14 protein-coding genes are annotated in these 11675 nt (G+C 61.9%); 8 read left to right on the plus strand and 6 right to left on the minus strand.

The window, feature by feature from the left end:
- Positions 1-72: 72 nt before the first annotated feature.
- From rpmG to radC, 3 genes are all read right to left on the minus strand, one after another.
- On the minus strand, positions 73-240 hold the full coding sequence (rpmG, locus tag RBRH_RS02305) for a 50S ribosomal protein L33 (protein WP_013434320.1): 168 nt from the start codon (positions 238-240) through the stop codon (positions 73-75).
- A gap of 11 nt (positions 241-251) precedes the next feature.
- Positions 252-485, minus strand: a complete 234-nt coding sequence (gene rpmB / locus RBRH_RS02310) for a 50S ribosomal protein L28 (RefSeq protein ID WP_041753083.1) — start codon at positions 483-485, stop codon at positions 252-254.
- A gap of 133 nt (positions 486-618) precedes the next feature.
- Positions 619-1338 carry a RadC family protein gene (gene radC / locus RBRH_RS02315; protein WP_013434322.1) on the minus strand — a complete coding sequence of 240 codons (720 nt, stop codon included), beginning with the start codon at positions 1336-1338 and terminating at the stop codon, positions 619-621.
- A 91-nt stretch (positions 1339-1429) separates the two neighbouring features.
- On the opposite strand from radC, the gene RBRH_RS02320 reads away from it, so the two are divergent.
- The 7 genes from RBRH_RS02320 to RBRH_RS02350 all read left to right on the plus strand — a co-directional run bounded on the left by RBRH_RS02320 (position 1430) and on the right by RBRH_RS02350 (position 7486).
- Positions 1430-1885: an FKBP-type peptidyl-prolyl cis-trans isomerase gene (locus tag RBRH_RS02320; protein ID WP_041753084.1), complete on the plus strand. Its 456-nt coding sequence runs from the start codon at positions 1430-1432 to the stop codon at positions 1883-1885.
- An 8-nt stretch (positions 1886-1893) separates the two neighbouring features.
- Complete coding sequence (gene ispH / locus RBRH_RS02325; protein WP_013434324.1) at positions 1894-2847, plus strand: 4-hydroxy-3-methylbut-2-enyl diphosphate reductase; 954 nt, start codon at positions 1894-1896, stop codon at positions 2845-2847.
- 579 nt (positions 2848-3426) lie between these two features.
- A complete protein-coding gene (locus tag RBRH_RS18595) occupies positions 3427-3591 on the plus strand; it encodes a hypothetical protein (protein ID WP_157864323.1) in 165 nt (54 codons plus the stop codon).
- A 205-nt stretch (positions 3592-3796) separates the two neighbouring features.
- Positions 3797-4747 carry a branched-chain amino acid ABC transporter permease gene (locus RBRH_RS02335; protein ID WP_041754047.1) on the plus strand — a complete coding sequence of 317 codons (951 nt, stop codon included), beginning with the start codon at positions 3797-3799 and terminating at the stop codon, positions 4745-4747.
- 22 nt (positions 4748-4769) lie between these two features.
- Entirely contained in the window at positions 4770-5948 is a 1179-nt protein-coding gene (locus RBRH_RS02340) for an ABC transporter permease subunit (RefSeq protein WP_013434327.1), read from the plus strand.
- A gap of 19 nt (positions 5949-5967) precedes the next feature.
- Positions 5968-6744, plus strand: coding sequence for an ABC transporter ATP-binding protein (locus tag RBRH_RS02345; protein WP_041753087.1), 777 nt, complete (start codon positions 5968-5970; stop codon positions 6742-6744).
- A 25-nt stretch (positions 6745-6769) separates the two neighbouring features.
- Complete coding sequence (locus tag RBRH_RS02350) at positions 6770-7486, plus strand: ABC transporter ATP-binding protein (RefSeq protein ID WP_041754048.1); 717 nt, start codon at positions 6770-6772, stop codon at positions 7484-7486.
- Positions 7487-7664: 178 nt separating this feature from the next.
- On the opposite strand, the gene RBRH_RS02355 is transcribed toward RBRH_RS02350, so the two are convergent.
- Both RBRH_RS02355 and RBRH_RS02360 read right to left on the minus strand, forming a co-directional pair.
- Positions 7665-8852, minus strand: coding sequence for an acetylornithine transaminase (locus tag RBRH_RS02355; RefSeq protein ID WP_013434330.1), 1188 nt, complete (start codon positions 8850-8852; stop codon positions 7665-7667).
- Positions 8853-9155: 303 nt separating this feature from the next.
- Positions 9156-10187, minus strand: coding sequence for a CDP-6-deoxy-delta-3,4-glucoseen reductase (locus RBRH_RS02360; RefSeq protein WP_013434331.1), 1032 nt, complete (start codon positions 10185-10187; stop codon positions 9156-9158).
- Positions 10188-10853: 666 nt separating this feature from the next.
- Here RBRH_RS02360 and RBRH_RS20050 point away from each other — a divergent pair.
- Positions 10854-11474, plus strand: a complete 621-nt coding sequence (locus RBRH_RS20050; protein WP_232509323.1) for an NAD-dependent epimerase/dehydratase family protein — start codon at positions 10854-10856, stop codon at positions 11472-11474.
- A gap of 7 nt (positions 11475-11481) precedes the next feature.
- Here the strand turns inward: RBRH_RS20050 and RBRH_RS02370 are convergent, their stop codons facing one another.
- Positions 11482-11673 carry a hypothetical protein gene (locus tag RBRH_RS02370; RefSeq protein WP_041754049.1) on the minus strand — a complete coding sequence of 64 codons (192 nt, stop codon included), beginning with the start codon at positions 11671-11673 and terminating at the stop codon, positions 11482-11484.
- Between the last annotated feature and the right edge of the window lie 2 nt (positions 11674-11675).

An 11675-nucleotide genomic window follows, 5' to 3' on the forward strand; every position in this document is an offset into this window, starting at 1 on the left:
GTCAGGCTCCACAGTCTTGAGAGAGACGTTGAGCTTCCGACCGGCGGGCCGATCGGAGGTCCCGCAGATCTATTACTTGATCTTCGTTTCCTTGTATTCCACGTGCTTGCGCGCGACCGGGTCGAACTTCATGATCGCCATCTTTTCAGGCATCGTGCGCTTGTTCTTCGTCGTGGTGTAGAAGTGACCGGTTCCGGCCGTCGATTCCAGCTTGATCTTGTCGCGAGCGCCTTTGGCCATGTCGCAGCTCCTTAAGCTTCACCGCGCGCACGCAGGTCTGCGAGCACGGGATCGATGCCATTCTTGTCGATCAGGCGCAGGCCCGCGTTCGAAACGCGCAGTCGCACCCAGCGATTTTCGCTTTCCACCCAGAACCGGCGGCTTTGCAAGTTCGGGAGGAAGCGACGCTTGGTCTTGTTGTTCGCGTGGGAAACATTATTGCCGACCATCGGCGCTTTCCCAGTAACTTGACATTTGCGTGCCATCAGAGCACTCCTAATACGCTTAAATTCGGGTGATACGAAAGGGTTGGTACGGGCAAACCGCAATCCTAGCAGAAAAAGACAAGGAAAATCAACCCGTTTTGTGTCATCTGCGCTGGCCGTCGCGCGCGTCCGGCTATAGTAGTCCGTGGCGCGCGAGTGACAGAATGGTGTCCGATGTCACAATGAAATGATCGAGCAGCTTGATGTCCATCAAGCACAACGCATTCTTGAGCGTGCGTGTCATCGACAGGTCCGCTGCACTGGGCTGCGCCGCGCCAGATGGGTGGTTATGCGCGATGATCAACGCGGCGGCGTTGGTCTCCAGCGCGCGTCTGACGACTTCGCGCGGATAGACTGCGGCATGCGACAAAGAGCCGCGGGACAGCTCTTCCGCATGAATCATGCGCAGCCGAGTGTCGAGGAACAAGCAAACAAACACCTCATAGGGCCGGGTGCCAATCATCAGGCGCAGATAGTCTTCGACGATCTCGGGGTGATCCAGTGTCGCTTGCTCGCGCGATTGCTCGCCCAGCGCGCGTCGCGCGATCTCCGTGGCCGCCTGCAATCGTGCGATCTTTGCCGGTCCGATGCCGGTGACCTGAATCAACTCGTCATGGGACGCGCTGAACAACCCGCGCAGTGAGCCAAAGCGCGCCAGCAATTGCTGACCCAGTCCGACTGCATCGCGCCCGCGACTGCCGCTGCCCAGGTATAGTGCGACCAGCTCCGCATCGCTCAAGGCACTCGCACCGGCAACGAACAATCGCTCCCGTGGCCGCTCATGTTCCGGCCATTGGCGGATCGGGATCGGCACATGTCGGCGCGCCGTCGGGTTGTCGGTTCCGGGTTGCATTGATTAACCTCCCTGTTGGTGTCGCTGCGGTGGCTTACAATGACAGCTTGCGCGGTCGCAGTCCGCGACGCGCGGTATTCGAAATTTGCGCATGAGCATCATTGATATTTCCGAGGTGAAGCCCGGTTCCCATGTCACGCTGCACTACCGGCTTTCGCTGGAGGGGGGCGCGGACATCGTCAACACGTTCGACGACAAGCCTGCGACGCTGTTGCTCGGCGCGGGACAGCTCGCGGGACCACTGGAAGACATTCTGCTCGGCATGAAGGTTGGGCACCACTCGACCATTCGGCTAACACCGGAGCAGGCATTTGGCTTGCGTAATCCGGAACTGGTGCAGAAGGTTTCGCTGGCCACGCTGCGCGAAAATTCGATGATTGGCGAGAATTTCTCCCCTGGCGATTTGGTCGAATTCAACGCCCCTAGTGGAGCGCGCTATGCCGGCGTGCTCAAGGAGGTCGGCGAGACGTACGCGCTGTTCGACTTCAATCACCCGCTGGCCGGCCAACATCTGACCTTCGAGGTCCAGATCATCGGCATTCTGTAGGAAGCGCCATGACCGCAACAACCGGATACCCGAGCGAAATACTGCTGGCACAGCCGCGTGGATTCTGCGCGGGCGTTGATCGGGCGATCGAGATCGTCGAGCGTGCGTTGACGCTGTTCGGTTCGCCGATCTACGTGCGTCACGAGATCGTGCACAACGCCTATGTCGTGGATGACCTGCGTCGCAAGGGCGCGATATTCGTTGAATCGCTCGACGATGTCCCGGACGGCGCGACGCTGATCTTCAGCGCGCACGGCGTGCCAAAGGCAGTGCGCACCCGCGCGATCGACAGAGGATTGCGGGTCTTTGACGCCACTTGCCCGCTGGTCACCAAGGTGCACATGGAGGTGGCCAAGCTGCGTGCCGAAGGCTTCGAGATTGTGATGGTGGGCCATCGCGGCCATCCGGAGGTCGAAGGTACGATGGGGCAGGCCAGTGCGGGCATGCACCTAGTCGAGACCGCGGCGGACGTTGCTGCGCTAAAGCTCGCCGATCCCGACCGGCTTGCATACGTGACGCAGACCACGCTGTCGATCGACGATGCAACGGAGGTGATCGGCGCGCTGAAGGCGCGCTTTCCCGCCATTCGCGAGCCGAAGAAGCAAGACATCTGCTACGCGACGCAGAACCGGCAAGATGCGGTGAAATTCATGGCGCCGCAGTGCGATGTCGTGATCGTCGTCGGCAGTCCGAACAGTTCCAACTCGAACCGTCTACGCGAAGTAGCGCAAAAGCGTGGCGTGCCGGCCTACATGGTTGATGCGCCGGAGCAAATCGATCCGGCTTGGCTGGACGGCAAGCAACGCGTCGGCGTGACGGCGGGCGCYTCGGCTCCCGAGGCACTGGCGCAGGCGGTTGTCGAGCGGCTGCGTCAATTGGGTGCTTCCTATGTCCGGACGTTGGATGGCGTCCAAGAAAACGTCTCCTTCCCGTTGCCCAAAGGACTGGCGCTGCCAGCCTAAGCGCACTGCGCCGACGCTTTGCGCCTGAGGCGGGCGTCGCGCGTAGTGTTTCGCGTGCGGCCTTGTGTGCCGCCAGCAAACTTCGCCGCCGCATGGGTGCTGGATTCATTCTCTAATCAAATGACTTCAAAGAAAGCCCCGCTTATCGAATACGGTGGTGCAATTGCGCTCGATATGGGTGCGGCTTGGGCGCAGCTTTAGAGATGAATTGAGTGCAACCAAGTTGCACGTTTTTCTGCTTATGGCGCACAAAATTAAGGTTGCAATGCAGGAAAACCCTGGCAGTTTTGAATATTGCCCGATGCGGAAATGGAGTTACAATGCGCGCGTTCGTGACCCGCTCAGGGGCGAAAGTCGTCTTGCTATCAGGCGCGGGAGACCTTCTTAATGCAGAATCGATTTGCTGGCACGGTATCCGGGACGCGCTTGCGGTGCAGACCAATCGCATGCAGCAGAATAAAGCGAAGGCTGGCAAATTTTGCGGCATCGTTCTATTCGGAAAGTAGGACTGCTATTCGCACGAGGCAGAAAATCCGTTGCCCCCTGCCGAAAATGGCCTGTCACTTAAATGCTGCCCCAGTGGCTCATCGGGCAATCGGCATTGAGCTAGCCCGTCGCAGGTTATGCGTGCGCAGCGGTTTTTGGGCCGCTGCCTACATGCAGATCGCGGCGTCAGGCCGTGTGCGGTTCACTGACTACAGCGGGGTGATGCGCCACATCGAACTGGCTGGCAACGGCGTATAACGCTGCGGCACTGAGGTAGCCCTCGGTGCCGTTTTCGTATCCGCCATGCACATTCGCGTATTCCCATGATGAATACGTCCATGTCGCCGGCGGTAGATCATGATCGGTTCATTTAGGGTACCAGGAGCACCGTGCGCTTCGCCTCGCCATGCCGCATCACCTGCGGCCCGGCTGCGTGCCTGGCGTACAGTCCAAGGAGCATTCGATGGATATTTTCATCCAACAGATCTTGAACGGTCTGGTGCTGGGCAGCGTCTATGCGATCATTGCGTTGGGCTATACGATGGTGTATGGGATCCTGGGCATCATCAACTTCGCGCATGGTGACGTACTGATGGTGGGCGCGATGGTCGCGCTCTCGGCGATCAGCGTGCTGCAGACACATTTTCCCGGGCTGGGCAATGTACCCACGTTGGTCATTGCACTGGTGATCGCCGCAGCCGTATGTGCGTGCCTCGGTATTACGATCGAAAAGGTGGCGTACCGGCCGCTGCGTCGTGCGCCGCGACTGGCTCCGCTGATTACCGCCATCGGCGTTTCCATCCTATTGCAGACGTTAGCGATGGTCATTTGGGGACGCAATCCGCTGTCGTTCCCGCAGTTGATTTCCACCGATCCGATCAATGTCATCAAGGCCACCGATACGTCGCCCGGCGCCGTGATCTCGCCCACAGAAGTGGTGATCATCGTCACGGCGTTTGTCGTGATGGTCGCTCTGCTGCTGCTGGTGCACAAGACCAAGCTCGGACGGGCAATGCGCGCGATCGCGGAGAACCCGAATGTGGCCAGCCTGATGGGCGTGAACCCGAACTTCGTGATCTCGGCGACGTTCATGATCGGCTCGGCGCTGGCTGCATTGGCTGGCGTGATGATCGCCTCCGAGTACGGCAACGTGCACTTCTACATGGGCTTCATTCCGGGCCTCAAGGCATTCACGGCAGCGGTGCTAGGGGGCATCGGCAATCTGGGCGGCGCAATGGTGGGGGGCGTGCTGCTGGGGCTGATCGAGCAACTGGGCGCCGGTTACATCGGCGATTTCACTGGCGGAGTGATTGGCAGTAACTACCAGGACGTGTTCGCGTTCGTGGTGCTGATCCTCGTGCTGGTCTTGCGTCCGTCCGGCTTGTTGGGCGAGCGCGTTGCCGATCGTGCTTGACGCGTCTTGAGGAGCAGTCGATATGCGTTCCATTCAACCTATCGAGCCGTCCATGACACGGGTTTCGATCAAGAAGACGGCGAAGGACCATGTGGTCATGCTGCTGGTGACAGCGTTGGTCGTGTGCGCGCCACTGCTCATTGGCGCCGCAGGCGGGCCTTACTGGGTGCGCGTGCTGGACTTCGCGATGCTATACGTGATGCTGGCGTTGGGGCTGAACGTGGTGGTGGGGTTCTGCGGACTGCTGGACTTGGGCTATATCGCATTCTATGCCGTGGGCGCTTATACGGCCGCACTGCTGTCCTCGCCTCATCTCACCACCCAATTCGAGTGGATTGCGCATCTGGCGCCCGGCGGGCTGCACGTATCGATTCTGCTGATCGTGCCGGTGGCGATGGCTTTGGCCGCCGTGTGCGGCGTGTTGCTCGGCGCGCCGACGCTGCGTCTGCGGGGCGACTATCTGGCGATCGTCACGCTGGGCTTTGGTGAAATCGTGCGGATCTTCATGAACAACATGGATCGTCCGGTGAATGTGACCAACGGTCCAAAGGGCATCACGGGCATCGATCCGGTGCAGATCGGCGGCTTTAATCTCGCGCAGACCCACGAACTGTTCGGCCTGAAGTTCCCGACGGTCTACCTGTATTACTACTTGTTCGTGCTCTGTTCGCTGTTCGTGGTTTTCGTCTGCACGCGGCTGCAGCACTCGCGTATCGGCCGCGCGTGGGCCGCGATTCGGGAAGATGAGGTCGCCGCGAAGGCGATGGGCATTAACACACGCAACGTGAAGTTGCTGGCGTTTGCAATGGGTGCCTCATTCGGCGGGCTGTCCGGTGCGATGTTCGGTGTGTTCCAGGGATTTGTGTCACCGGAGTCGTTCACCTTCTGGGAATCGGTAGTGGTGCTCGCGTGCGTGGTGCTTGGCGGCATGGGGCATATTCCCGGCGTGATCCTCGGCGCGGTGCTGCTCGCGGTATTCCCAGAATTCCTGCGCTCGACGATGGGACCGTTGCAGAACGCGATCTTTGGCCATCCCATCCTCGACACGGAAGTGATCCGACAGTTGCTATACGGCCTGGCGATGGTGGTCATCATGCTGTATCGGCCGGAGGGGCTGTGGCCGGCGGCCAAGCATGAGGACAAGCTCGCCAAGCCTGCGCGGCGCAACGGCAAGAAGGCCTTGCGCGCGTGGCGCGCCTAGAGACACGGAGTCAATAGCAATGAGTGAGCAAACGATTCGGCTATCCGTGAAGGGCGTCAACAAGCGCTTTGGCGGCCTGCAGGCACTTTCCGATGTGGGGCTGGAGATCCGCTCGGGCGAGATTTATGGGCTGATCGGCCCGAACGGAGCGGGCAAGACCACGTTCTTCAACGTGATTACCGGGTTGTACACGCCGGATTCGGGCGAGTTCGTGCTGGACGGCCGTCCGTACACGCCAACCGCGGTCTACCAGGTGGCCAAGGCCGGCATCGCGCGCACTTTCCAGAACATCCGGCTGTTCGGCGGGATGACGGCGCTGGAGAACGTGATGGTCGGGCGTTACGTGCGGACGCGCCACGGGTTGATCGGCGCGATATTGCAAACGCCGGCCGAGCGGCAGGAAGAGCGCGAGATCAAGGCGCGCGCGCTGGAACTGCTGGATTATGTGGGCGTGCTGCAGTACGCCGACTACACGGCCCGCCATTTATCATACGGTCACCAGCGGCGGCTGGAGATTGCGCGGGCGCTGGCGACCGACCCGAAGCTGCTGGCCCTGGACGAGCCGGCCGCGGGGATGAACGCGACCGAGAAAGTCGAACTCACGCGACTGCTGGAGAAGATTCGCGACGATGGCAAAACCATCTTGCTGATCGAGCACGACGTGAAGCTGGTGATGCACTTGTGTAACCGCATGACCGTGCTGGATTACGGTAAGGTCATCGCGCATGGTCTGCCGCAGCACGTGCGGAAGGACCCGAAGGTGATCGAAGCCTATTTGGGCGCAGGAGTGCATTGAGATGGCCGCGAGCGACGTGCGCACAATGAACGGGGCAATGCTGGAGATCCAGGGACTGCGGGTGGCCTACGGGGGCATTCAGGCGGTCAACGGAGTGGACCTGAAGGTCGGGCAGGGTGAGCTGGTCACGCTGATTGGTGCCAATGGCGCGGGCAAGACCACGACGATGAAGGCGATCGCCGGGATCAAGGAATGGGCCGGGGGCGATATCCTCTATCTGGGGCAGTCGATCAAGGGCGTGCCCACGCACGAATTGCTCAAGCGGGGCTTGGCGATGGTGCCGGAGGGCCGGGGCATCTTCGCGCGCATGTCGATCCTGGAAAACATGCAGATGGGCGCGTATCTGCGTACCGATTCGGATGGCATCAAGGCCGATGTAGAGCGCATGTTCGGTTTCTTCCCACGCTTGAAGGAGCGCGCCACGCAGTTGGCGGGCACGCTGTCGGGCGGCGAGCAGCAGATGCTGGCGATGGCGCGCGCGCTGTTGTCGCGGCCCAAGCTGCTGTTGCTCGACGAGCCGTCGATGGGCCTGTCGCCGATCATGGTGGAGAAGATCTTCGAGGTGGTGCAGGCGATTTCCTCGGAAGGCATGACGGTGTTGCTAGTCGAGCAGAACGCCCGCCTCGCGCTGCAGGCGGCCAACCGCGGCTACGTCATGGACTGCGGTGCGATTACGATGTCGGGCGACGCCAAACAGATGCTGGACGATCCCAAGGTGCGCACCGCCTACCTCGGTGAGTGAGCCAACTGGGCACCGGCCGAGCCTCGACGTGTGGCCCGCGCCGGCACTTCGGGCCGGCGCGGGTGGGCATCCCACCGATACCGCGGGTGGATCCCATTGATTTTTAAGGACGAGGGGCGCAGCCCATACTGCCGGCAATCGGGCGCCGGCCCGCATATCGGCCTCGCCCCCCCTGGGCTCACAGCACCTGGTCCAGCACGTTGTCGAGCATCGTGAGCATCTGGTCGATCTCGGCGCGCGTCACGTTCAATGCCGGCATGAAGCGCAGCAGGCTAGGGCGGGCGGCATTCAGTAGCAGGCCTTCCGGCGCCAACTCGCGTGCTTTCTGGACGATTTGTGGCCCGACGTCCCGGCCGAGCAGCAACGCGCGCAGCATGCCTTCGCCACGCTCGCCGGCCAGCCCGCGCGCGTCGGACAGCGCGAGCAACCGCTCGCTCAGGTAGCGGGCGTTCTCGCGCACGTGTTCGAGAAAGCCCGGCGCGACGAGCTGCGATATCACCGCTTCGCCGACCGCGGTCATCAACGGGTTGCCGTTATACGTGCCGCCCTGGTCGCCGGCCTCGAAGCACGCAATCTCGTCGCGGGCGAGCAACGCGGCCAGCGGCACGCCACCGCCGATACCCTTACCCAGCGTCATGATGTCCGGCTCAATGCCGCTGAGCTGATAGGCGAACAGCGTGCCGGCGCGGCCGCAGCCGCTTTGCACTTCGTCAACAATCAGCAGCACGCCCCGTTCGCGCGTGAGGGCCCGCAATTGCTGCATGAACTCGCGCGACGCGGGAACCACGCCGGCTTCGCCTTGTATCGGCTCGAGCATCACCGCAACGGTCTTGTCGGTGATCAGCTTCTCGACGGAGCCGATATCGTTGAACTCGGCCTTCGGAAAGCCGGGTACCTGCGGCGCATATAGCGTATCCCAGCCGGGCTTGCCGCTGGCCGACATCGTCGCCAGCGTGCGACCGTGGAAGCCGTGGTGGAACGTGATGATTTCGTAGGCGCCGCCCTTGAACTTACGGCCCCACTTGCGCGCGAGCTTGATCGCACCCTCATTGGCTTCGGCGCCGCTGTTGGCGAAGAACACTTTGTCAAAGCAACTGTTGTCGGTCAGCAACGTCGCCAGCCGTGCCATCGGTTCGTTGTAGAACGCCGGACTCGGGTTGATCAACAGTCGCGCCTGCCGGTTCAGCGCGTCGATCATCGCGTCGTTGCCGTGCCCAAGCGCATTGACCGCCCAGCCCTGGATGAAGTCCAGATAGCGCTTGCCATTGTTGTCGTATAGCCACGATCCGTTGCCGTGCGTGAAAACGATATCGGGACGATCGGTGATGTACATCAGCGACTGGATTGGGTAATCCTGGAAATTCATGGCAAGTCTCTCCGCTCAACGGGAATGCGATCGCACGCAACGACCAACGGGAACAAAGGATCCGGAAAAAACAAAAGCCACGGAAGTCCGTGGCTTGGTAATCCGGTGCGCGGCAATTCTGCGCGACAGTCCGGGACGAGCCAGCGGCTTCCCTATAGAAGCAGCAAGCAACGACGTCGCAGATGGGCTTGAGCGCGAATCWYCCGCGAAGAATACGCGACGCAAGCGCCGGTTGTAAACCGGAAATTGCGTCGCGCTTGCTCAGCATGCGGCTCGGTGCGGGCACGCCGCCATGCGACCCGGTCAGACCGCGTTCGCCAGATCCGCTGCGCTGGTGAACGAGTCTGCATAGAACTCGTCGGCTGGCAAGCCGTGATGCGCGGTGAAATCGCGCTGCGCGGCCTCGACCATCACCGGGGCGCCGCATGCATATACTTGATAGCCCGACAAGTCTGGCAGATCCTCGACAACGGCACGATGAACGAAACCCGTGCGGCCCTGCCAGCCGTCGGCCGGATCGGGTTCGGAGAGCACCGGCACGAACTTGAAGTTGGGCACGTCGCGTGCCCATTGCTCGGCCAGGCTTGCCAGGTACAGATCGCCGCGCCGGCGGCCGCCCCAATACAGCGTCATGGGCCGTGTCATGCCCTTGAAGATGGCATGCTCGATAATTGCCTTGATGGGCGCAAAGCCGGTTCCAGAGGCGAGCAGCACGATCGGCTTGTCGGCGTCCTCGCGCAGGAAGAATGTGCCGAGCGGACCCTCGAAGCGAAGGATGTCGCGCTCCTTCATCGCACCGAACACGTGGTCGGTGAACACGCCGCCCGGCATGTGCCGGATATGCAGCTCGAGCGGGCCTTCATGGTGTGGCGCGCTCGCCATGGAATAGCTGCGGCGTGTGCCGTCCTTCAAAATGAACTCGATGTACTGGCCCGCCAGATATTGCAGCCGTTCATTGGCCGGCAGTTGCAGCTTGAGCACGATCACGTCGTGCGCCACGCGCTCCAGTGCATTGACGCGGCACGGCAGCTTCTTTACTTGCATGTCGCCCACGCCGGCGATCTCACGGATATCGATTTCCAGGTCCGATTGCGCGGTGGTGCAACAAAATAGCGCCATGCCGCGGGTTCTTTCGTCGTTCGACAGCGCCGATGACGAATGCGAACGCTGCTCGATACTGCCGCTCACGAGCTGGCCCTTGCATGAGCCGCATGCGCCATTCTTGCAGCCGTACGGCAAGCCGATACCCTGACGCAGTGCCGCGCTCAAAACCGGTTCGTCGGCTTCGACCTGGAATTGCTTGCCGCTTTGTCGGATCGTTACGTTGAATGCCATAGTTCAATCGAGTAATAACAAAAACGTCTGATCGGCCGGCCCGTTACAATGTACCCGATGACCCTTTCTAGCCGATCTTTCCAATCGTGCGCCACGCCGCCGCACGTAGTAGACACTGCTTCCGCCGCCGCCTCGCCCGTGCGCAGCGGCGGTGGCGCGCCTGTGCGGCCAGCCGTGCTGCCGCGCCGCCGTGCTTTTGGCCGCCCCCGCATCCTGGTGGTCGGCTGCGGCGATATCGGGTTGCGCTGCGCAGCATGGCTGCGCGAACGCTTTTCGCGTGTTCGCCCTGACGACTCARCCGGCCCGTTTCGCCTCGCTGCGCTCGGCCGGGCTCGTGCCGCTGGCTCGGCGATCTTGACRACCGGGGCTYGCWRGCGCGTTGAACGCRAKYKKGSCGSKRSMRRWRCYSSATWYGCGCGCCAGCCTGCTCAGCGTGGYACGGGTRCGMYWGATCGCCGCACTGCCGCGCTATTGGCTGCGTTGGGCGCGCGGCGGGGTCCGCGGCGCGCTACCCGCGCACCGCGCGTCGCCATCGGTGCGCCAAAAGTCGTGACGCGTCTGGCCGGTGGCGGGTCGCACACAACTGCCAGACGCGGCACGACCGAGAGCGTCATTGTACCCGAGCGGCCACCGCGTGCCGCGTGGCACCGGCGGTGGCAGCCGGGTATGCTGCGCCAGCCGTCGCCGGTACGCATTGTCTATATGAGCACCACAGGGGTCTATGGCGATTGCGATGGCGCGCTCGTCGATGAAACGCGGCCCGTGCGGCCGGTCAACGCGCGCGCGGTGCGCCGTGCATCAGCTGAGCGCCAATTGCGTCGCGCCGGCTCACGAGGGGTTGTTAGGGTGTCGATTCTCAGGGTGCCCGGGATCTACGCCCTCGAGCGGCTGCCCGTGGAGCGGCTGCGACGCGGTACGCCCGCTTTGTGCGATGTGGACGACGTCTATACCGGTCACGTCCATGCGCACGACCTCGCCACTATCACGGTCCGGGCGTTGTTCCGCGGCCGAGCGCAGCGCGTCGTTCACGCGGTCGACACTACGCATTGGAAAATGGGTGAGTACTTCGATCGTATCGCCCGCGCATGCGACTTGCGCCCGGTGCCGCGCATCACGCGGCAACAGGCCGAGACCACACTGGATGCGTCATTATTGTCGTTCATGCGCGAATCCCGCCGCCTGGCTAACCGACGTTTGCGCGATGAACTCATGGTTAAGTTGCGCTACCCGAGTGTCGAGGACTTTTTGCGCGAGCACGCGCGCCAATTGTCGAGCGTGCACCGCTGAACGCCGTTCACGATGCGAGCATCGGCATGGCCTCAATGATCGCGAAACACAGCAGTGCGCCAAGGATCGCGCCGATCAGATTGGGATGGTACTTGCGCTTTAGATGAAGTGCGGTCAGCAGTGCCCCGATCAGTATTGCGCCGAGCAACGCGAACGCAATCGTGATATAGGTGATCTCGAAGGTGTCGCTGATGATCATGG

The sequence above is a fragment of the Mycetohabitans rhizoxinica HKI 454 genome, assembly GCF_000198775.1.
GTDB lineage: Bacteria > Pseudomonadota > Gammaproteobacteria > Burkholderiales > Burkholderiaceae > Mycetohabitans > Mycetohabitans rhizoxinica.

What these genes read in the sequence shown, in the direction of transcription:
- rpmG (WP_013434320.1), bottom strand. Translation starts at nt 240, where the DNA reads ATGGCCAAAGGCGCTCGCGACAAGATCAAGCTGGAATCGACGGCCGGA.
- rpmB (WP_041753083.1), bottom strand. Translation starts at nt 485, where the DNA reads ATGGCACGCAAATGTCAAGTTACTGGGAAAGCGCCGATGGTCGGCAAT.
- radC (WP_013434322.1), bottom strand. Translation starts at nt 1,338, where the DNA reads ATGCAACCCGGAACCGACAACCCGACGGCGCGCCGACATGTGCCGATC.
- RBRH_RS02320 (WP_041753084.1), top strand. Translation starts at nt 1,430, where the DNA reads ATGAGCATCATTGATATTTCCGAGGTGAAGCCCGGTTCCCATGTCACG.
- RBRH_RS02335 (WP_041754047.1), top strand. Translation starts at nt 3,797, where the DNA reads ATGGATATTTTCATCCAACAGATCTTGAACGGTCTGGTGCTGGGCAGC.
- RBRH_RS02340 (WP_013434327.1), top strand. Translation starts at nt 4,770, where the DNA reads ATGCGTTCCATTCAACCTATCGAGCCGTCCATGACACGGGTTTCGATC.
- RBRH_RS02345 (WP_041753087.1), top strand. Translation starts at nt 5,968, where the DNA reads ATGAGTGAGCAAACGATTCGGCTATCCGTGAAGGGCGTCAACAAGCGC.
- RBRH_RS02350 (WP_041754048.1), top strand. Translation starts at nt 6,770, where the DNA reads ATGAACGGGGCAATGCTGGAGATCCAGGGACTGCGGGTGGCCTACGGG.
- RBRH_RS02355 (WP_013434330.1), bottom strand. Translation starts at nt 8,852, where the DNA reads ATGAATTTCCAGGATTACCCAATCCAGTCGCTGATGTACATCACCGAT.
- RBRH_RS02360 (WP_013434331.1), bottom strand. Translation starts at nt 10,187, where the DNA reads ATGGCATTCAACGTAACGATCCGACAAAGCGGCAAGCAATTCCAGGTC.
- RBRH_RS20050 (WP_232509323.1), top strand. Translation starts at nt 10,854, where the DNA reads ATGCTGCGCCAGCCGTCGCCGGTACGCATTGTCTATATGAGCACCACA.
- RBRH_RS02370 (WP_041754049.1), bottom strand. Translation starts at nt 11,673, where the DNA reads ATGATCATCAGCGACACCTTCGAGATCACCTATATCACGATTGCGTTC.